This window comes from Leifsonia sp. Ger2509 (assembly GCF_055231915.1).
The window spans coordinates 3,846,964-3,865,936 of record NZ_JBUYVB010000003.1 but is presented as its reverse complement, the minus strand read 5'-3'; the positions used below and the strand labels follow the sequence as shown (position 1 = coordinate 3,865,936).

Here is an 18,973-nt window from a genome sequence, read left to right as displayed (position 1 = left end):
CGCCAGGCATCATCATGAGGAAGAGCAGAATCGCCAGCGTCGTTGGAGCCTTGCTTCTCGTCGCTGGAACAACAGCAACCGTAACGGCGGCGTTCGCCTCCGGTGACCAACACAGCGGCGGCGGTGGCGAGCGTTCCGACATCCTCGCATGGTCGCGATACGACGACGCCGTCTCCGGCACCGCGCGGATCGTCGTCACCGACGCCCGAGCTCACCGGATCATACCGATCTCTCACCCGCCGACCGGCGCGCAGGACGTCGACCCCCGCATCTCCCCCGACGGCAGTTGGATCCTGTTCGAACGTGACCTGCCGACAACGTCGGAAGCGTTCATCATCGGCTCCGACGGCCGGGGTGAGCATCAGCTCGACCTGAGATGCACGTCACCGTGCGCTTCAATCAACACGCCGAGCTGGACCCCGGACGGCCACCACGTCATCTACGACCGGGTGAGCGGCCCGTTCGCCGACAATGGGGACGCCGCATCCGCTGTCCTTTGGGTCTCCACGCTTGACGGAGCGCACCAAGTCCGCGCTTCGGAGCCGGGGATCGAACCGACCTACGAAGAGACCGACCCGACGTTCGCACCGGCAGGGTACCGGGTCGTGCTCAGAGGTTCGCATACGAGCGGCGCTCTGTTCCGCGAATGGGCGGACGGTTCCCATGCGGTGCAGCTCACACCGTGGGAGTTGGACGCAGACATCCCGTTCGTTTCGCCTGCCCGTTTCGGGCCGAGCCGGGACCTCGTCGTATTCGAAACGCATGGACGCGGCGTCCCGGACGGTTCAACCGTCGGCCAACGCGTTGGAACAGTGCCGACGACTTGCCGGTCCCTCGCCGACTGCACCGCGAAAATCCGGTACCTGACCCCGCCGACACTGTTGCCGGTCATGTACTTCAACCCGTCCTGGTCACCGGATGGCCACCGAGTCATATTCGTCCGCTTCAACCATGACGCGGTGAAGCATCTGGCAAGCGGTGACATCTGGACGATGAACTGGAACGGGACGAACCCGCAACCTCTCTCTCTGGACCCGCGGTTCGAATACCGACCAGTGTGGGGATCGAGGGACTGACGGTTGCGTCGGGCCGCCAAGTAAGAAAGTCGCGCCTCGATCTGCGGGCCGACCAACATCCAGTTGACGCGGTCGTAGCCGAGTTCCGCGTCGCCGGTGTCGCTGCCGGCTCCTTCGGTCCGGCGGTTCCTGGTAGATCGTCGTCATCGATTCACCGCGGTGACCCCTAGCGACCATTGCACCTTGCCGGGCGCGTCGACGTGCACGGTGAACGAGTGAACGCCGTCCTGCACGCCGAAGATGACGCGTACGGCTGACCCGGAAGCGCTGCACTGGTTTGGGAGTGCGCCGACGCCGGCGACAGTAACCGTGGCTGACCCCGCACCGAGGCAGTTGAAGTCGACGGCGATGCTGTTGCTCCCGTCAGGTCTGTATGGCCCGTAGATTCCGCCTCCGCGCTGGTCGTCCAGTCTGAGAAGGACGGTCCCCGTCAGCGACCCCAAGGGTTCAAGCCCTGGTGTCGTGGCCGAGACAGGCACGTCGCTGTGCGCAGGCACCGCCTGTGGTGTCGTGCAGCCGGTTATCCCGAGCGCGAGGATCGTGGCGACTCCGGCCAGGGTCGCAGCGCCAGCTCTGCGTTTCATCAGTCCCTCTCGACGCGCGACCGCCGCATGTGATGAGGTGCCACCGTCGAACGGGCGGGACGTCGCCGGTGGTCGAGAATCTATATGCCGGTGCGGTGATGCGCAATCGTTACGCCGCCGGAGCCCGGAGGATTCCTCGGACGCCGTAGATTCTGATCACTGCATGGACGGGGGAACACGATGGGTCGTATTCGGGTCGGCGCGGTCGCCGTCGGGGTGATCGTTGTCGTTGTTCTCAGCGGCTGCGCAGTTGCGCCGGCGGCCTCAACGACGACGTCCCCGCCGGCGAGCTCCCACCCGACGCCGACTCCGACGCCAGCTGCGATCGTCGCGCCAACGTCGCGGGTCCCCCTCGACTGCTCGGCCATTGTCGATCCAACGGCGATCGCAGCGATTGGGCCGATGTTGACGTTGACGGCAGCCGACCCATTTTCACCGCCCTACAACCGGCAGGTCATGTGGGAGCAGGCGGGCAACCTCAACTGCTACTGGGACACCCCGGGCAAACGAACGGACTCAGCGACGCTGACGGTGTCCGTAGACGCCGCGGATGGATTGGCCCTCACCAAACGAACCGATGCGCCGTCCCTCGACATCGGCGACGGATCCTGGGCTGCCTGCGGACCCCTGGGTGCCGGCTGCACGGCATCCGTCGTCGCGGGCGGCTACTGGTTCGACATCCAGATCGGCCAGATCACGAACGACAAACAGAGCTCCATCGATGTTGTCCGCGCCATCGCAGCATCCGTCGCCTCCCGCCTCGCAGCCGCCGGTCCCGCACTACCGGCATGGCAGCCGCCGCCGACCATCTGGTCACCTGTCATCTCCTGCAAGGACCTCGGCGCAGCTCTTCCGATGACCGACGTCATGGCACCTGGACCGGCGACCTCCGTCGACCAGTGGAACGGTCCGGGCGACGAGAGCCCGATCAACAACTGGACCACCCGTAGTGAAGCGTTCTACAACTGTGCGTGGGACTGGACTGACGCACCAGCCAACGAAGGCACCCTGGTCGTCCAGATCGTCCCCAGCGGGGAATGGGTGCTACCCCAGCTCGAGTCATCACCGGGCGTCACGTCAACACCGCTCACAATTCCCGGAGCGACTGCCTCCACATACCGCTGTAAAGCCGACCGCGGCTGCTGGGCCGACGCCATCATCGACCACAGCTGGGTGCAAGTCGGCGGAACCAGCACGGTCCTCCCCGACGAGCAGGACAAGCTCACGAAAGCGATAACCGCGTTGGCGGCGTACGCGGCGTCGAAGAAGTAATCCGGGCGTACCGGAAGCTGCTGCGCCGGTCAGTCGAGGGTGCGGATGTACGTGACGGTCGGCGCTGCCGGGTCACCGCTGGCGACGCACAACGCGGAAACGGAGGGACCCTCCGGGTAGTGGTGGCTGACGTTGACATAGATCGCGTTCGGGTCCCCGTTCGTGTGGTCTTTCACGTACCCGTCGGAGCTTGCCAGACCGAACGCGTCCGCGGTCGGCGGTTCCGGTTTATCGGAGTATTACCACCCCAGTCGCTCGCCGGCACCGCAGCGTCACACGCCTCATACACAGCCGCGAGATCGAAGCCGTTCACTGTTGCCGCGGTCGCAGTCGGCGTCGGAGTAGGTGATTCACTCGGTGTTCATGACCCCTCCAAGACAGCCCACCCACGGTTCACGGCAGCAACGGCTGGCGTGTCAGAGGCACTTATCCTCTTACCGTTAAATGTCCGACGGGGTGCAAAACGTCCCATCCGCCGCCTCAGCTCCGCGGGAAGCTCTCGAGCATGAAAACCGGAAAACCCCCGATCTCTCGGGGGTCTCATTCGCTGGTTTCGCTTCAAGAAAGCTGGGGTACCTGGACTCGAACCAAGAACAACTGAACCAGAATCAGCCGTGTTGCCAATTACACCATACCCCACTGGCCCACACCGAAGTCCGGGCCGAGTGTCAACTTTAGCCTACTGGGGGGGCCCAGCCAAAACCGACGCCGCCTCAGCTACAGACTGCCCGATCAGGTGGCGAATCACGGCCGCAGCGACGAACGCTCCGGCCCCGCCGCGACGATCACGGGAGCTCCGCTCACCCGGCCAGTGACGCCGACAGCTTGTCGAGGCGTGCGAGCGTCTCCGGCTTGCCCAGCAGCTGCATGGACTCGAACAGCGGCGGAGACACGCGACGACCGGAGACCGCGACCCGCAGCGGACCGAACGCGACGCGCGGCTTCAGTGCGAGGCCCTCGATGAGTGCGTCGCGCAGCGCGGACTCGATGACGTCGTGCGTCCACTCGGCCTCACGCACGAGCTCGAGCGCTCCGAGCGACGCCGCCAGGATCACGCCGGCGTCAGCAGGCAGGGTGGCACGCGCATCGTCCTCCACGACCAGCGCTGTGGAGTCGGTGAAGAGGAAGCCCAGCATCCCCGGCGTCTCTCCCAGCAGTTGCACCCGCTCGTGGATGAGCGGCGCCGCCGCAGACAGCATCGCGGCGTCTTCGTCGCTGATCGGTTCGGCGAGCACACCGGCCGCGACGAGGTAGGGCACCGTCCGTGCAGCGAAGTCGTCGACGTCGAGCAGGCGGATGTGGTCGCCGTTGATCGACTCGGCCTTCTTCACGTCGAACCGGGCGGGGTTCGGGTTCACGTTCACCACGTCGAACGCCGCGACCATCTCGTCGGTCGAGAAGACATCGCGGTCGTGGGTCAGCGACCAGCCGAGGAGCGCAAGGTAGTTGACGAGTCCCTCGGGGATGAACCCGCGGTCACGATGGTGGAAGAGGTTCGATTCGGGGTCGCGCTTCGAGAGCTTCTTGTTGCCTTCGCCCATCACGTACGGCAGGTGGCCGAACCGCGGGATGAAGGTGGTCAATCCGATGTCGATGAGCGCGTGGTAGAGGGCGATCTGGCGCGGCGTCGACGACAACAGGTCTTCGCCGCGCAGCACGTCGGTGATGCCCATGAGCGCGTCGTCGACCGGGTTCACGAACGTGTAGAGCGGGTGCCCGTTGGGGCGCACGAGGACGAAGTCGCTGAACGAACCGGCGGGGAAGGTGATCTCGCCGCGCACGAGGTCGTGGAAGCTGAGGTCGGTGTCCGGCACCCGCAGGCGCAGCGCAGGCTCACGGCCCTCGGCGCGGAAGGCCGCCCGCTGGTCGTCGGTCAGGTCGCGCTCGAAGTTGTCGTAGCCGAGCTTCGGGTCGCGCCCGAGTGAGACGTTCCTGGCCTCGATCTCTTCACCGGTGGCGAAGCTCTCGTAGATGTGGCCGGATGCCTTGAGCTGCTCGATCACACCCCGGTAGATGTCGTAACGCTGCGACTGCCGATAGGGCTCGTTCGGGCCGCCGACGTCGACACCCTCATCCCAGTTGAGGTTCAGCCAGGTGAGCGCATCGATGATCTGCGCGTAGCTCTCCTCGCTGTCGCGCGCGGCGTCGGTGTCTTCGATGCGGAAGATCAGCTTGCCGCCGGTGTGCCGCGCATACGCCCAGTTGAACAGGGCGGTGCGGATCAGGCCGACGTGCGGGGTGCCTGTCGGCGACGGGCAGAAGCGGACACGGACGTCAGAGCCGGTCGCCGTTGAGAAAGGGTGCGCAGTGGAGTCAGACATACGCTCCCGATTCTACTGGGCGGCTACCGGGCGCGAGCCCGAACAGGGTTGCTCAGGGCGCCGATCCCCGAGATCTCCACCTCGACCGTGTCGCCGTCGACGATCGGGCCCACACCCGCCGGCGTGCCGGTCAGGATGACGTCGCCGGGCAGGAGCGTCCAGACACTGGAGGCGTACTCCACGATCTCGGCGACGCCGTGGACCATGTCTGAGAGCACACCATCCTGCTTCAGTTCGCCGTTCACCCGGGTCCGGATGGTCGCGGCTGAGAGGTCCAGCTCGGTCTCGATCACCGGCCCGAGCGGGCAGAACGTATCGAAGCCCTTGGCCCGCGCCCACTGTCCGTCGGTATTCTGGAGATCACGGGCCGTGACGTCGTTCGCGACGGTGTAGCCGAAGATGTAGTCGGCGGAGTCTGCGGCGGACACGTTCTTCGCGATGCGTCCGATGACGATCGCCAGTTCGCCCTCGAAGTCGACCTGCTGCGACTGCGGCGGCAGGACGATGGCGTCACCCGGGCCGATCACAGCGGTGTTCGGTTTGAGGAACAGCAACGGCGCCTCCGGGGCCTCGCCGCCCATCTCGGCTGCGTGCTCGCGGTAGTTCTTGCCCACGGCGACGACCTTCGAGCGCGGGATCACCGGCGCGAGCAGGGAGCTCACCTTGCTGAGGGGCACGCGCTCGCCCGAGGTGTCGAACCCGGAGAACATCGGGTCTCCGGTCAGCACCACCAGTTCGTTCTCGTCGACGATTCCGTAGGACAAGGCGCCTTCATGGCTGAAACGTGCGATCTTCACCCTCCGAGCCTAGCGATCGGCGGAGGTCAGCATCCATTCGCTTGCGTCGAGGTCGAGGAGCACGGCAGCGGTCGCGGCGATCGCCGGCACCTGGTCCGCCCCGACCGAGCCGACCAGGTTCACCGTGCGGCGATCCCGGTTGGCGGTCGGGCGCACGACGACGCCGGGGTGCAGTCCGGCGGATGCGACGGCGAGCGACGGCAGGAGTGCGACGCCCACGCGCTCGGCGACCATGCTCAGCACCGCGATGAAGTTGTCGGTCTCGTACGCGATGCGCGGGTTGTAGTCGCAGTGGTCGGTGAGCTCGAGCAGGTGGCCGCGGCACCGCGGGCAGCCGGCGATCCAGGCTTCGCCGGCGAGCGCCGCCAGGTCGACCGTCGGTTCGCCGGCGAGCGGATGGTCGACAGGCAGCGCGACGACCATCTCGTCGAACCAGACCGGCACGACGGCGAGACCGCGGGCGCTCTCCCGGTGCGGGTCGACGCGGTCGCCCGGATAGCTGAAGGTGATGGCAAGATCGGCGGCCTGCGAGCGCACGGACTGGACGGCCTCGGGCGGCTCGGCCTCGGTGTAGGTGATCCGCACGCCGGGATGCGTGCCCGCCATCGTGCGCAACAGGCGCGGAATGATCGTCGACGACGCCGATGGGAACGCTGCGATCCTCACCCGGCCGGAGCGCAGTCCCGAGAGGTCGGCGAGCTCTCCGGCCGCTGCGTCGAGCGCTGTGGTCACCGTCGATGCATGCCGCGCGAGCACGCGGCCGGCCTCGGTGAGCGTCACTCCGCGACCGACCCGGGAGACCACAGGCATACCGATGCGCGCCTCCAGCCTCTTGAGGTGCTGGCTGATCGCGGGCTGGCTGTAGCCGAGCGCTCGCGCCGCCCCGGTGATGGTGCCGTGGTCGGCGACGGCCCGCACGACGCGGAGGGCGTGCGAGTCGAGGTCGAGGTGGATGGCGTCCGCTTCGAGGGTCATCCACAAATCATAATGCAGCGCTATGTTTTCAATCACACACTGGCTCTGGTCGAATGAATGAGTATGCCTCACGCTGGATCCATGTCCAGCCAGACCCTCGAACGCATTCCCATCGACGAGGCGCGCGCCCACTTCGCGGCCGGTCCGCGCTACCTCGCTGCCTGCACCCAGGGTCTCCCCCTGCGCGAGACACTGGCCGCGACCCGCGCCGACCTCGACACCTGGGAGCGCGGCGAGACCCGCGCCGACCGCTACGACATCCCGGTCGCATCCGCCCGGGAGTCCTTCGCCGAACTCGTCAAGGTCGGCCCGAGCCGGGTGGCCATCGGCTCCCAGGTCTCTGTGCTGGCGAGCGTCGTCGCGGCGGCAGCCCCCGACGGAGCGGAGATCGTCTGCGTCGACGGCGACTTCAGCTCCATCGTCTACCCGTTCGTCGTCCAGGCCCACCGCGGTGTGACCGTTAGGCATGTCCCCCTCGCAGCCCTCGCGGAATCCATCGGGCCACGCACGTGGCTCGTGGCATTCTCCTTGGTCCAGTCTGCGAGCGGCGAGATCGCGGATGTCGACTCGGTGACCGCAGCGGCACGCGACAACCACGCCTTCACCTTCTGCGATGCGACCCAGGCCGCGGGGTGGTATCCGGTCGACGGCTCACGGTTCGACGTGCTCGTCTGCAGCGCCTACAAGTGGCTCTGCGCGCCGCGCGGATCCGCCTTCCTAGTCGTCGGCCAGAGCATCGACCCCGTACTCCGGCCGATCCACGCCGGCTGGTACGCGGGCGACGACCCCTGGCAGTCCTGCTACGGTCCAGCGATGTCGCTGGCGGCGGATGCGCGGCGCTTCGACGTCTCTCCCGCCTGGCCCGTGTGGCCGGGCACCGCGGCCGCCCTCGACATCTTCCGTCGCCTCGACATCCGCGCTGTCCACGCGCACACGTCCGGACTCGGCGACGACCTGAGCGAACGCCTCGGACTGGCCGCGAACGGCCAGGCGATCGTCACGTGGCCGGATGCGGACGGCAGCGACCTGAAAGCCCTGACCGCTGCGGGCATCCGTGCATCCGGACGGGCCGGACGCGCCCGCGTCGCGTTCCACCTCTGGAATACGGCCGAGGACGTCGACGCGGTCCTCGCCGCGCTCGGCCGCTGACCGTCGCGGCGAGTTGCGAGCTCTGCACCCGACACGCCGGGGGCGACGGTGCAGAGCTCACATCTCGGCGAGGTGAGGGGGACGGTCAGGCGTCGAGGCGCATCATCCAGCCATGGCGGTCAGGACGGCGGCCGTACTGGATGTCGGTCAGCTCCTCGCGGAGCGACATCGTCAGCTCGCCTGCGGGCGCCGTGATGTCGCCCAGCGTGAAACCTTCGGCCTTGAGCTCCCCGATCGGCGTGATCACGGCGGCCGTGCCGCACGCGAAGACCTCGACGATGTCGCCGGACTCGGAGCCCACGCGCCATTCGTCGATCGTCACGCGGCGCTCCTCGACCGTGTGGCCGCGATCCCGGGCGAGCTGGAGCACCGAGTTCAGCGTGATGCCCTCGAGGATGCTCTCGGACTGCGGGGTCACGAGCGTGCCGTCCTTGTAGACCAGCACGACGTTCATCCCACCGAGTTCTTCGAGGTACTTGCCCTCGGTCGAGTCGAGGAACAGCACTTGCGCGCAGCCGTGCTCGTAGGCCTCCGCCTGGGGCAGCAGGCTCGACGCGTAGTTGCCGCCCGTCTTCGCCGCTCCGGTACCGCCCTTGCCTGCGCGGGAATAGTGGTCTGACAGCCAGATGGAGACCGGGCTGACACCGCCGGGGAAGTACGCGCCCGCTGGACTGGCGATGACGTAGTAGGCCACCTTGTTCGCGGGGCGCACGCCGAGGAACGCTTCCTTGGCGAACATGAACGGGCGCAGGTAGAGGCTCGTCTCGCCACCGGTCGGCACCCATTGGCCGTCCACGGCGATGAGCTGCTTCAGCGACTGGAGGAAATACTCGACAGGGAGCTGAGGGAGGGCGAGTCGATGCGCCGACCGCTGCATCCTGGCCGCGTTCGCCTCCGGGCGGAAGGTCCAGATCGATCCGTCATCGTGACGATAGGCCTTGAGCCCCTCGAAGACCTCTTGGGCGTAGTGCAGCACCGCAGCCGACGGCTCCAGCTGGATGGGACCGTACGGCGAGACGCGCGGGCGGTGCCAGCCGCCTTTCGCAGACCAGCAGATGTCGACCATGTGGTCGGTGAAATAGTTACCGAAGCCCGGGTTCGCCAGGATCTCGTCGCGCTCCGGTCGCCCGCGCGCGGCGAGGTTACGGGTCACGGCGAATTCGAGGGCGGCCGGTGCGGTGTCTGTTGCGGTGGGAGCGGTCATGACAATCCTTTGAGAGCTGGTGATCTAATTCTGCGTCAGCAGTGAGACGATTGCGTCGCCGATTTCGGCGGTCGTCCGAGGTGTCGAGCCTCTGGCCGCGAGGTCGTCCGTCACAGCGCGCTCCACCCGGTCCGCGTCACGCGCTGCTCCGAGGTGCCGGAGCAGCAGTGCGACAGAGAGGATGGCCGCCGTCGGATCGGCCTTCTGCCGGCCCGCGATGTCGGGAGCCGATCCGTGAACCGGCTCGAACATGCTGGGGAAGTCGCCTCCAGGGTTGATGTTGCCCGAGGCCGCCAGTCCGATGCCGCCGCTGATTGCGGCCGCGAGATCGGTGAGTATGTCGCCGAAGAGGTTGTCCGTGACGATCACATCGAATCTAGCAGGATTCGTGACGAGGAAGATGGTCGCTGCGTCGATGTGGAGATAGTCGACCGCAACGGCCGGATGCTCGGCCGCGACCGTATCGACGATGCGCTTCCAGAGGCTCCCGGAGAACGTGAGCACATTGGTCTTGTGTACGAGGGTGAGCTTGCCGCGGCGCGCCTCGGCCTGTTCGAAGGCGTAGCGCACGACCCGCTCCACACCGAACGCCGTGTTGACGGACACCTCGTTCGCGACCTCGTGCGGCGTGCCGACGCGGATCGCTCCGCCGTTGCCGACGTACGGGCCTTCCGTGCCCTCGCGGACGACGACGAAGTCGACCTCGCCCGGCTCCGCCAGCGGACTGACGATGCCAGGGAACAGTCGGGTCGGCCGCAGGTTGACGTAATGGTCCAGCGAGAACCGGAGCTTCAGCAGCAGGCCGCGCTCGATGTTCGCGTTAGCCAGGCGCGGGTCGCCCGGAACCCCGCCGACGGCCCCGAGCAGAATGGCGTCATGGGTCGCGATCGCCGCGAGGTCCTCGTCGGTCAGCACGTCGCCGGTCTCGAGGAAACGCTGCGCACCGAGCGAGAAGTGCGTCTTCTCGAACGCGAGGTCCGTGCCGGCTGTCACCGCATCCAGGACCTTGACGGCCTCGGCGACGACTTCGGGACCGATGCCATCCCCGGGGATGACGGCGAGCTTGTACGACTGCGGCATGACACTCCTGCGTTGATCTTGCGTTCGGTACAGCCAGATTACCGGTGCGACCGGCCCGCTCTGGTCCCGCGACCTGCGCGGGTTTATGGTGGGCGCATGAGTCTTGGCGGCGGTATCTTCCTTTTCGTGGTGGGCGCCATCTTCGCGTTCGCCATCACGGTCAGCCCTTCGTGGATCGACCTGCAGGTGCTGGGCTACATCCTCATGGGCGCGGGGGTGCTCGTCATCATCATCGGCATCATCCTGCTGGTGAGGAAGCGCCGCACGACGATCACCGTGCGCGAGGGCGTCGACCCGGCGACCGGCCTGAAGTACAACACCACCGAGCGCCGGGACGACGGAAGCGTCTAGGCCCGGATCCTCCGGAGCGCCAGGAAGGCCACCGTCGCCGCGGCGACCATGAGCAGTGCGCCGATTCCGGCCGTCAGCGCGACGCCGCTGTCGAACGAATGCCGGGCCGACTCGAGCAGGTCTGCGGCGATTCCGTCCGGAAGCGATCCGGCGACCGCCGTGGCCCCGCCGAGCGTTTCGTGGGCAGCAGCGCGCTGCGACGCGTCCAGCCCGCGCGGCAGCACGACGGATGCCCGGTACGACGCGGTCAGGATCGTCCCGAGCGTCGCCGTTCCGAGCACCGCCCCGAGTTCGTAGGCCGTCTCGGAGACTGCCGAGGCGGCGCCGGACTTGTCGGCCGGAGCACTGGCGATGATGAGCTCGTTCGACACGGTCTCAGCGGCTCCGATGCCCGCTCCGAGCGCGACGAACGCGAGCATCAGTGTGGATGCGGGAGCTGCGCCGCCGAGCAGCGCGATGACCCCGTAGCCGGCACCGGAGACAAGGAGACCGATCGGCACGAGGATTCCGGGCCGCACCCTCCGCGCGATCGGAACCACCACCAGGCCGGCGACGATCATCGTCGCGAGGCCGGGCACGAGTACCAGCGCCGCATCGATGGGGTTCAGGCCGAGCACGAGCTGCAGGTGCTGCGACACGAAGAACAGGAATCCGACGAGCGAGATGACGCTCAGGAGGTTCACGACGACCGCGCCGCTGAACGCCCGGTTGTGGAACAGGCGCATGTCGAGCATCGGGATCGGTCGCCGCAGTTGGCGCCGAACGAAGAGGAGACCTGAGCCGACACCGACCACGATGGCGACCACCGCGATCGCGTTCGCCCCGTCGGCAGCGATCGACTTGATTCCGTAGACGATCGGCGCCATGGTCGCGAGCGACAGCAGGATGCTCACGAGATCGACAGGACCCGGGTGCGGATCGCGCGACTCGGGGATCAGGATCGGCGCGAACACCAGCAGCGGGATGAGCACGGGTACGGCCAGCAGGAAGACAGCGCCCCACCAGTAGTGCTCGATGAGCACTGCCCCGACGATCGGCCCGAGCGCTGCACCGGCGGCGAAGCCGGAAGCCCAGACCGCGATCGCCAGGCGGCGCTGGTCGCGGTCGACGAAGACGCTGCGCAGCAGCGACAGCGTGGACGGCATCAGCATCGCCCCGAAGAAGCCGAGCGCCGCACGGGATGCGATCAGCCACTCGGTCGTCGGGGCGAAAGCCGCGACGACGGACACGGCCGCGAACCCGACCGAGCCGGTGAGGAGGAGGCGTCGACGTCCGATCCGGTCACCGAGGCTGCCCATCGCCACCAGCAGTCCGGCGAGGACGAGTGGGTACGCGTCGATGATCCAGAGCATTCCGGTGCCGCTCGGCTCGAGCGCTTTCGAGATGGAGGGCAAAGCGAAGCTCAGGACGGTGTTGTCCACCGACACCAGGAGCACCGGCAGCATGAGCACGACGAGGGCGGCCCACCGACGCACCCCGGCCCGTTGCGGGACCGAAGTCGTCACACGCGTGCGAACCGCGTCGACAGACGTGGATGCGCTGGTCGGGCCGGTCATGAGCTCGCTCTTCCGTTCGCGGTGTGCGGGATGATTCCACTATACCGTCCAGCCGGTACAGTATCCAGCCCGCGACCGCTACGATTGCCCCATGGCCGCAACCCCGTCCGCGCGCGATCGCATCCTCGACGCCTTCGAGGAACTCCTGATCGAGCACGGCGAGCGTGCGTCGACCCTCGACGCCGTCGCCCGCGGTGCCGGCGTTTCCAAGGGCGGCCTCCTCTATCATTTCGCGTCGAAGGACGCCCTTGTCGAAGGCGTCCTCAGCAGGCTCGACGCACAGGTCGCCGTCGACCTCGAGCGCATGCGCACATCCCCCGCCGGACCGGTCGACTACTTCATCCGGACCTCCGTGTCGGCCCAGAGCCCACTCGACCGCACCATCATCGCTGTGGCGCGCCTCGCCCAGGGCGCGAACCCGCGTGCGAGGCAATCCCTCCAGCGCATGCAGGCCGACTGGCTCGCGATCATCGAAGAGACCGTCCACGACCCGGCGGTCGCCCGGGCAGTGATGCTGCTCGGGGACGGCATGTACTACAACTCGGCGTTGTTGCCCAGCGCCGGCGCGGTGATCGCCTCCGACGAGGACATGAACCAGCTCCTGGCCGTCGTCGCCGATCTGATCGAACGCCGATCCTGACTCACGCGTCCAGTTCGTCGACTCGCCGTTCGAGGAATCGGCGAACCCGATCGTTCGGCTCGAGTTCGATGGCCTCCCGGTAGGCGGAGGCGGCTGCGCTCCGCGAGCCGGAACGCCGCAGAAGGTCTCCCCGGACGGCTGCGGCCTGACCGCGCAAGGCCGGGCCGAGTTCAGTGCCGAGCGCGTCGAGTTCCGCCAGCGCCACCTCCGGTCCGACGTCGTCCGAGTAGCCCCTGGCGACGATGCGGCTGAGCTGGGCCGACGGCGACGGCCAGACCTCCACGAGCCTGTCGTACAGTCGCGCGACCATCGTCCAGTCCGTCGAGCGCCACGTCGGTGCGAGTGCATGCAGGCCTGCAATGCCCGCCTGGAGTGCGAAGCGTCCGCGCCCCGGAAGCGAGCGCGTCGCCAGTTCCACTCCCTCGTCGATCGCAGGCCTGTCCCACTGAGTGCGGTCGGCCTCCTCCAGCGACCGGAGTTCGCCATCGGCATCGAACCGCGTGCCCTGGCGCGCCTCGGTGAGAAGCAGCAGCGCGAGAAGGCCCGATGCCTCCGGGTCGGACGGGGCGAGTCGGACCAGATCGCGCGCCAGGGCGATCGCATCCCGCCGGAACTCGATCGTCGCCAGCGGACTCCCCGCCGGCGCGGCGTGACCGACCGTGTACAGCAGGTAAAGCGTTGTGAGGGCATCCGGGACGCGAGCGGCGACCGCCGCCTCGTCGTCGAAGGCGAAGCGGCTCTGCGAGTCGTGGATGCGCTTCTTCGCGCGCGTGAGCCGGGCGGCCATCGTGGGCTCCGAGACGAGGAACGCTGCTGCGATGTCGTGGGTGCTCAGTCCGCAGACGAACCGGAGCGCCATCGCGACGCGCGCCTCCTCGGCGAGGTCGGGATGGCAGACGAGCAGGATCAGTTCCAGTCGCTCGTCGCCGGTGAAGGTGAACGGTTCGTCGGGCATGGTGGTGTCGTTCGCTCGCATTGCGTCCGCAGCGAGGGCTGGCAGCGTACGCGCCAGCGTCTGCCCTTTGCGGATGCTGTCGATCGCGATGCGGCGCGCCACAGTGGTGATCCAGGCCGACGGATTCGTGACCGCCGCTCCCTCGGCATCCGACGCCAGAGCGCGGACGAACGCCTCCTGCACGGAGTCCTCTGCCAGCTGAAGGTCGCCGGTATAGCGGACCACAGCGCCGAGGATGATCGGCCAATCCTGGCGGAACGCGATCTCGAGCGGGGTGGTCACACCTCATTCAACCGCGAAACACGCAGTGAAGCGGGTGCGACCACCACGCGCTGAGTCACTGCATCGCGTTGGTGTCCATGACGGGGACCAGTTCCACCCAGCCCCCGGTCGGCACCAGTGCCGCCAGCTCGCGCGCCTGTGCCGCATCCCGGACACCGATCTTGTAGTACCCGGTGACGACCTCGCGCGTCTCGCCGAACGGACCATCCGTGAAGACGGCCGGCGCACCGTCGCGCCCCGGCGTGATCTTGACGGCTGTCGCCTGCGGCATCAGCGCATCGCCGCCCAGGATCTGGGCACCCGCCTCCGCCACGGCCTGGGCGAACGCCGCATGGGCCGCTGTTTCGGCCTTCCAGTCCTCTTCTGACACCTTCGACGGGTCCCACTCCGGTTCACGGATCAGGACAATGTACTCCTCGGCCATCATCACTCCTCGGTCTTGGTCGGTTGACATCCATACGACGTGCGAGACCCCGCGAAATCGACAGGAAGCAACGGATTCCCTGTCCAGAGTGCGCAGTTCGTACGCTACCGCGACGTGACCGCGACGGCTACGGCCCGACCAGGGCCGATCCATGCTTCCGAGTGACCGCTACTGCTCGGTGACCCTACTGCTCGGTGATGTCGATCTCGTGCATGAGGTCGGCGTCGATCGCAATGCGCACGGTCTCGAGCAGACCCTCCGGCACGCGCGAGTCGACGGTCAGCACGCTGAGCGCCTTGCCGCCGGCGGACGTGCGGGCGATCTGCATGCCGGCGATGTTGATGTTCGCCTGGCCGAACTCATGCCCGTAGATCGCGACGATTCCGGGACGGTCGTCGTAGATCATGACGATCAGGTGCTCGGCGAGCGGGACCTCGACGTCGTAGCCGTTGATCTCGGTGAGCTTCTCCGTCTGCTTGGTGCCGGTCAGCGTGCCGGAGACCGAGATCTGCGAGCCGTCGCTCAGCGCGCCACGGAGCGTGAGCAGGTTGCGGTACTCCTCGCTGACCGAGTCGGTGATGAGGCGCACCTCGATCCCGCGCTGCTCGGCGAGGATCGGCGCGTTCACATAGGAGACGTTCTCGCTGACGATGTTGGTGAAGATGCCTTTGAGCGCGGCCAGCTTGAGCACGCTCACGTCGAACTCCACGAGCTCGCCGCGCACCTCCACGTCCACGCTGGTGAGCGGGCTGTGCGCGAGGCCGGAGAAGACCTGGCCGAGCTTCTCGATCAGGGGGATGCCGGGGCGCACGTACGGGTCGATGACCCCGCCGGCGACGTTCACCGCATCCGGTACCAGCTCGCCGGAGAGCGCCAGTCGCACGGACTTGGCGACAGAGACTCCCGCCTTCTCCTGCGCTTCGTCGGTGGAGGCACCGAGGTGCGGGGTCACGACGACGTTCGGAAGGTCGAGGAGCGGCGACTCCGCGGGAGGCTCGCTCACGAACACGTCCAGCCCGGCACCCGCGATGGCCTTGGCCGTGAGCGCGCGATAGAGAGCGTCTTCGTCGATGAGGCCGCCACGGGCGACGTTCACGATGAACGCAGTGGGCTTCATCAGAGCGAACTGGTCGTCGCTGATCATGCCTGTCGTCTCCGGCGTCTTCGGCATGTGGATGGTGATGAAGTCCGCCTGAGCGAGCAACTCGTCGAGGGTCACCAGCTGGACCCCCAGCTGCTGCGCGCGCGCCGAGGTCACATACGGGTCGTATGCGATCACGGTGACACCGAACGCCTGGAGACGGGCCGTGATGAGCGCGCCGATCCGGCCGAGGCCGATGATGCCGACCGTCTTCTCGTAGAGCTCGACGCCGGTGTACTTCGAGCGCTTCCACTGGCCCTGGGCGAGCGAGCTGTGGGCAGCAGGGATGTGGCGTGCGAGGCTCAGGATGTGACCGACGGTCAGCTCGGCGGCCGAGATGATGTTCGAGGTAGGCGCGTTCACGACCATGACGCCGGCGTTGGTCGCCGCCTTGATGTCCACGTTGTCGAGACCGACACCGGCGCGGGCGATGACACGCAGCTTCGGAGCGGCCGCGATGGCTTCTTCGTCGACCTTCGTCGCAGAGCGCACCAGCACCGCTTCCGCGTCTGCGAGCGCTGCCAGCAGCGCCGGCCGGTCCGTACCGTCGACGGACCGGATCTCGAAGTCCGGCCCGAGGGCATCGACGGTGGCGGGCGAAAGTTCTTCGGCGATCAGGACGACCGGCTTTGTCACGTGGCAGTTCCTTCGATTGGAGCAGGCTTGGGATGCTGGCGCCACAGTCATCGGGGCGCGGTCACCATAACTTTACCGGCAGGCGCATGGCCGGTTTCGCCCCGTTACGCCGGTGCGGAGATGTCAGAGGGCGCGCACTGCAGCGACCGCAGCACGCGCGAGCCCGGCGTCCGTCACGTCATAGGACGACTCGCCTCCGCCGGGCCCGGTTGGCGGTCCGGTGACTGTCATACGCGCAGAGAGGTGCACGGCGTCGACACCCGCAGCGGCCAGTGCGGGGATGTCGGCGACGGACACGCCACCGCCCGCCATCACCTGGATGCGGCCAGAGGCTCGCTTAACGAGTGCGGCGAGGGTCTGGGCGCCGTCGACGCTGCGGGGAGCAGCCCCGGAAGTCAGGACACGTGCCACCCCCAACTCGATGAGCGCGTCGAGCGTCGTGAGCGGGTCGACGGCGGCGTCCACCGCGCGGTGGAAGGTCACCTCCAGAGGACCGGCGACAGCGACGAGTGCTTCGACGGCCGCACGATCGACTCCGCCCGAGGCGTCGAGCGCACCGACAACGACTCCGGCGGCCCCTGCCTCGCGGGCGGCGATGACGTCCGCGACGGTGAGTCCGAGCTCGTCGTCGTCGTAGACGAATCCCCCTCCTCTCGGTCGCACGAGCACGTGCACGAAACGCTCACGCCCTGCCGCACGCGCTGCGGCGACGGCGGTGGCGATCATCCCGGCCGACGGCGTCAGCCCTCCGACGCTCAATGCCGAGCACAGTTCGATCCGATCGGCTCCGGCGGCGATGGCGATGCGCACACCAGCCGGATCCTGCACCGCGATCTCTACGGCGACATCACGCACCGTGCTCTCCCTCCCGGACATGAGTCGAGTCGTCACCAACTCCCCGACCCTGCCATGCGGAGGCAGTGGGGCGTTCGTGACGACTCGACGGAGATTCAGCTCAGCGAGCGACTTCGCCGTCGACGTAGTCGTCGTCGTTCGACGCGTTCCACGCGAACAGCTTGCGGAGCTCGCGCCCGGTCGCCTCGATCGGGTGAGCCTCGCCCTTGGCGCGGAGTTCGAAGAACTCGGGGGCCCCGGCGTCCTGGTCGGCGATGAAGCGCTTCGCGAACGTGCCGTCCTGGATGTCGGCGAGCACGGCCTGCATGTTCTCCTTGACGTGCGGGTCGATCACGCGCGGGCCGGAGACGTAGTCGCCGTACTCGGCCGTGTCGGAGACGCTCCAGCGCTGCTTGGCGATGCCGCCCTCCCACATGAGGTCGACGATGAGCTTGAGCTCGTGCAGCACCTCGAAGTAGGCCACCTGCGGCTGGTAGCCGGCCTCGGTGAGGGTCTCGAAGCCATACTGGACCAGCTGCGAGACGCCGCCGCAGAGCACGGCCTGCTCGCCGAAGAGGTCGGTCTCGGTCTCTTCGGTGAAGGTCGTCTTGATGCCGCCGGCGCGGAGGCCGCCGATGCCCTTGGCGTAGCTCAGCACGAGCGGCCACGCGTTGCCGGTCGCGTCCTTCTCGACCGCGACGATCACGGGAACACCGCGACCGGCCTCGTACTCACGGCGAACCGTGTGGCCCGGGCCCTTCGGTGCGACCATGATGACGTCGACGCCCTCGGGTGCCTCGATGTAGCCGAACCGGATGTTGAAGCCGTGACCGAAGACGAGCGCGTTGCCCTCGGACAGGTTCGGCTGGATGTCGTCGGCGTACAGGTGCCGCTGCACCTGGTCGGGTGCGAGGATGACGATGACGTCCGCCCACTTGGCGGCGTCGGCCGCGCTCAGGACCTGGAAGCCGGCCTCCTCGGCCTTGGGCTTCGACTTCGAGCCCTCCTTCAGGCCGATGACGACCTCGACGCCCGAGTCGCGAAGGTTCTGCGCGTGCGCGTGTCCCTGCGAGCCGTAGCCGATGACGGCGACCTTCTTGCCCTGGATGATCGACAGATCGGCGTCGTTGTCGTAATAGATCTCAGCCACGAGTGGTTTCTCCTTAGTGATGTGGTTCGGTGAGCTAGTTCTTGAAAACGCGTTCGGTGATGGACTTCGAGCCGCGGCCGATCGCGAGGAGCCCGGACTGGGCCATCTCTTTGATCCCGTACGGCTCGAGCACTTTCAGCAGCGCCTGGGTCTTCCCGCTGTCGCCGGTCACCTCGATCACCAGCGCGTCCGTGGCCACGTCGACGACGCGGGCACGGAACAGGTTGACGGCCTCCAGCACCTGCGATCGCGTCGAGTTGTCGACGCGCACCTTGATGAGCAGATGCTCGCGCTGCACGGACTGCGCCGGGTCGAGTTCGACGATCTTGATCACGTTGATCAGCTTGTTGAGCTGCTTGGTCACCTGCTCGAGGGGAAGGTCCTCGACATCGACCACGACGGTGATGCGGGAGAGGCCCTCGACCTCGCTCGTGCCGACCGCGAGGCTCTCGATGTTGAACCCACGACGGGCGAACAGCCCGGCGACACGGGTCAGCAGACCCGGTTTGTCCTCGACGAGGAGTGACAGGACGTGTGTGCTCATGG

Annotated in this window: 19 protein-coding genes and 1 tRNA gene; 5 read left to right on the top strand and 15 right to left on the bottom strand. The window is 67.4% G+C overall.

The features are described from left to right. Positions 1 to 14: 14 nt before the first annotated feature. On the top strand, positions 15 to 1,076 hold the full coding sequence (locus ACV7NN_RS18720) for a TolB family protein (protein ID WP_463351059.1): 1,062 nt from the start codon (positions 15 to 17) through the stop codon (positions 1,074 to 1,076). Between the two features lie 143 nt (positions 1,077 to 1,219). On the opposite strand, the gene ACV7NN_RS18715 is transcribed toward ACV7NN_RS18720, so the two are convergent. Further along, positions 1,220 to 1,660: a hypothetical protein gene (locus ACV7NN_RS18715; protein ID WP_463351058.1), complete on the bottom strand. Its 441-nt coding sequence runs from the start codon at positions 1,658 to 1,660 to the stop codon at positions 1,220 to 1,222. 402 nt (positions 1,661 to 2,062) lie between these two features. Between ACV7NN_RS18715 and ACV7NN_RS18710 the strand changes: the two genes are divergently transcribed. Beyond that, positions 2,063 to 2,932 (top strand): hypothetical protein, encoded by an 870-nt coding sequence (locus ACV7NN_RS18710; protein WP_463351057.1) that lies wholly within the window; start codon positions 2,063 to 2,065, stop codon positions 2,930 to 2,932. A gap of 29 nt (positions 2,933 to 2,961) precedes the next feature. Here ACV7NN_RS18710 and ACV7NN_RS18705 read toward each other — a convergent pair whose 3' ends face one another. The 5 genes from ACV7NN_RS18705 to ACV7NN_RS18685 form a co-directional block, all read right to left on the bottom strand. Continuing rightward, positions 2,962 to 3,108 carry a hypothetical protein gene (locus ACV7NN_RS18705; protein ID WP_463351056.1) on the bottom strand — a complete coding sequence of 49 codons (147 nt, stop codon included), beginning with the start codon at positions 3,106 to 3,108 and terminating at the stop codon, positions 2,962 to 2,964. A 391-nt stretch (positions 3,109 to 3,499) separates the two neighbouring features. Next, positions 3,500 to 3,571: transfer RNA gene (locus ACV7NN_RS18700), tRNA-Gln, on the bottom strand. 161 nt (positions 3,572 to 3,732) lie between these two features. After that, the gene (gltX, locus tag ACV7NN_RS18695; RefSeq protein WP_463351055.1) at positions 3,733 to 5,253 is read right to left on the bottom strand and encodes a glutamate--tRNA ligase; all 1,521 of its coding nucleotides are present in this window, start codon (positions 5,251 to 5,253) and stop codon (positions 3,733 to 3,735) included. A gap of 23 nt (positions 5,254 to 5,276) precedes the next feature. Then, positions 5,277 to 6,050, bottom strand: coding sequence for a fumarylacetoacetate hydrolase family protein (locus ACV7NN_RS18690; protein ID WP_463351054.1), 774 nt, complete (start codon positions 6,048 to 6,050; stop codon positions 5,277 to 5,279). A gap of 9 nt (positions 6,051 to 6,059) precedes the next feature. After that, positions 6,060 to 7,025 carry a LysR family transcriptional regulator gene (locus tag ACV7NN_RS18685; RefSeq protein ID WP_463351053.1) on the bottom strand — a complete coding sequence of 322 codons (966 nt, stop codon included), beginning with the start codon at positions 7,023 to 7,025 and terminating at the stop codon, positions 6,060 to 6,062. 81 nt (positions 7,026 to 7,106) lie between these two features. On the opposite strand from ACV7NN_RS18685, the gene ACV7NN_RS18680 reads away from it, so the two are divergent. Further along, a complete protein-coding gene (locus tag ACV7NN_RS18680; RefSeq protein ID WP_463351052.1) occupies positions 7,107 to 8,174 on the top strand; it encodes an aminotransferase class V-fold PLP-dependent enzyme in 1,068 nt (355 codons plus the stop codon). Between the two features lie 85 nt (positions 8,175 to 8,259). Here the strand turns inward: ACV7NN_RS18680 and ACV7NN_RS18675 are convergent, their stop codons facing one another. Beyond that, the gene (locus ACV7NN_RS18675; RefSeq protein ID WP_463351051.1) at positions 8,260 to 9,378 is read right to left on the bottom strand and encodes a branched-chain amino acid aminotransferase; all 1,119 of its coding nucleotides are present in this window, start codon (positions 9,376 to 9,378) and stop codon (positions 8,260 to 8,262) included. A gap of 24 nt (positions 9,379 to 9,402) precedes the next feature. After that, positions 9,403 to 10,458, bottom strand: a complete 1,056-nt coding sequence (locus ACV7NN_RS18670; RefSeq protein WP_463351050.1) for a 3-isopropylmalate dehydrogenase — start codon at positions 10,456 to 10,458, stop codon at positions 9,403 to 9,405. A 96-nt stretch (positions 10,459 to 10,554) separates the two neighbouring features. On the opposite strand from ACV7NN_RS18670, the gene ACV7NN_RS18665 reads away from it, so the two are divergent. Next, positions 10,555 to 10,809, top strand: coding sequence for a DUF6458 family protein (locus ACV7NN_RS18665; protein WP_463351049.1), 255 nt, complete (start codon positions 10,555 to 10,557; stop codon positions 10,807 to 10,809). Here ACV7NN_RS18665 and ACV7NN_RS18660 read toward each other — a convergent pair. Then, the gene (locus tag ACV7NN_RS18660; RefSeq protein ID WP_463351048.1) at positions 10,806 to 12,365 is read right to left on the bottom strand and encodes an MFS transporter; all 1,560 of its coding nucleotides are present in this window, start codon (positions 12,363 to 12,365) and stop codon (positions 10,806 to 10,808) included. The genes ACV7NN_RS18665 and ACV7NN_RS18660 overlap by 4 nt on opposite strands. A gap of 91 nt (positions 12,366 to 12,456) precedes the next feature. Between ACV7NN_RS18660 and ACV7NN_RS18655 the strand changes: the two genes are divergently transcribed. Next, entirely contained in the window at positions 12,457 to 13,005 is a 549-nt protein-coding gene (locus tag ACV7NN_RS18655; RefSeq protein ID WP_463351047.1) for a TetR/AcrR family transcriptional regulator, read from the top strand. Between the two features lies 1 nt (position 13,006). Here ACV7NN_RS18655 and ACV7NN_RS18650 read toward each other — a convergent pair whose 3' ends face one another. The 6 genes from ACV7NN_RS18650 to ilvN form a co-directional block, all read right to left on the bottom strand. Next, positions 13,007 to 14,242, bottom strand: coding sequence for an RNA polymerase sigma factor (locus ACV7NN_RS18650; protein ID WP_463351046.1), 1,236 nt, complete (start codon positions 14,240 to 14,242; stop codon positions 13,007 to 13,009). A 55-nt stretch (positions 14,243 to 14,297) separates the two neighbouring features. Further along, positions 14,298 to 14,666 carry a YciI family protein gene (locus ACV7NN_RS18645; RefSeq protein ID WP_463351045.1) on the bottom strand — a complete coding sequence of 123 codons (369 nt, stop codon included), beginning with the start codon at positions 14,664 to 14,666 and terminating at the stop codon, positions 14,298 to 14,300. Positions 14,667 to 14,850: 184 nt separating this feature from the next. Next, positions 14,851 to 16,443, bottom strand: a complete 1,593-nt coding sequence (serA, locus tag ACV7NN_RS18640; RefSeq protein ID WP_463351044.1) for a phosphoglycerate dehydrogenase — start codon at positions 16,441 to 16,443, stop codon at positions 14,851 to 14,853. Positions 16,444 to 16,566: 123 nt separating this feature from the next. After that, on the bottom strand, positions 16,567 to 17,319 hold the full coding sequence (locus tag ACV7NN_RS18635) for a copper homeostasis protein CutC (RefSeq protein WP_463351043.1): 753 nt from the start codon (positions 17,317 to 17,319) through the stop codon (positions 16,567 to 16,569). A 79-nt stretch (positions 17,320 to 17,398) separates the two neighbouring features. Continuing rightward, a complete protein-coding gene (gene ilvC / locus ACV7NN_RS18630; RefSeq protein ID WP_463351042.1) occupies positions 17,399 to 18,427 on the bottom strand; it encodes a ketol-acid reductoisomerase in 1,029 nt (342 codons plus the stop codon). 34 nt (positions 18,428 to 18,461) lie between these two features. Continuing rightward, complete coding sequence (gene ilvN / locus ACV7NN_RS18625) at positions 18,462 to 18,971, bottom strand: acetolactate synthase small subunit (protein WP_463351041.1); 510 nt, start codon at positions 18,969 to 18,971, stop codon at positions 18,462 to 18,464. Positions 18,972 to 18,973 lie beyond the last annotated feature (2 nt).

Coding starts and splice junctions, on each gene's coding strand:
- ACV7NN_RS18720 (WP_463351059.1), top strand. CDS start 15: ATGAGGAAGAGCAGAATCGCCAGCGTCGTTGGAGCCTTGCTTCTCGTC.
- ACV7NN_RS18715 (WP_463351058.1), bottom strand. CDS start 1,660: ATGAAACGCAGAGCTGGCGCTGCGACCCTGGCCGGAGTCGCCACGATC.
- ACV7NN_RS18710 (WP_463351057.1), top strand. CDS start 2,063: ATGTTGACGTTGACGGCAGCCGACCCATTTTCACCGCCCTACAACCGG.
- gltX (WP_463351055.1), bottom strand. CDS start 5,253: ATGTCTGACTCCACTGCGCACCCTTTCTCAACGGCGACCGGCTCTGAC.
- ACV7NN_RS18685 (WP_463351053.1), bottom strand. CDS start 7,025: ATGACCCTCGAAGCGGACGCCATCCACCTCGACCTCGACTCGCACGCC.
- ACV7NN_RS18680 (WP_463351052.1), top strand. CDS start 7,107: ATGTCCAGCCAGACCCTCGAACGCATTCCCATCGACGAGGCGCGCGCC.
- ACV7NN_RS18675 (WP_463351051.1), bottom strand. CDS start 9,378: ATGACCGCTCCCACCGCAACAGACACCGCACCGGCCGCCCTCGAATTC.
- ACV7NN_RS18670 (WP_463351050.1), bottom strand. CDS start 10,458: ATGCCGCAGTCGTACAAGCTCGCCGTCATCCCCGGGGATGGCATCGGT.
- ACV7NN_RS18665 (WP_463351049.1), top strand. CDS start 10,555: ATGAGTCTTGGCGGCGGTATCTTCCTTTTCGTGGTGGGCGCCATCTTC.
- ACV7NN_RS18660 (WP_463351048.1), bottom strand. CDS start 12,365: ATGACCGGCCCGACCAGCGCATCCACGTCTGTCGACGCGGTTCGCACG.
- ACV7NN_RS18655 (WP_463351047.1), top strand. CDS start 12,457: ATGGCCGCAACCCCGTCCGCGCGCGATCGCATCCTCGACGCCTTCGAG.
- ACV7NN_RS18645 (WP_463351045.1), bottom strand. CDS start 14,666: ATGGCCGAGGAGTACATTGTCCTGATCCGTGAACCGGAGTGGGACCCG.
- ACV7NN_RS18635 (WP_463351043.1), bottom strand. CDS start 17,319: ATGTCCGGGAGGGAGAGCACGGTGCGTGATGTCGCCGTAGAGATCGCG.
- ilvN (WP_463351041.1), bottom strand. CDS start 18,971: ATGAGCACACACGTCCTGTCACTCCTCGTCGAGGACAAACCGGGTCTG.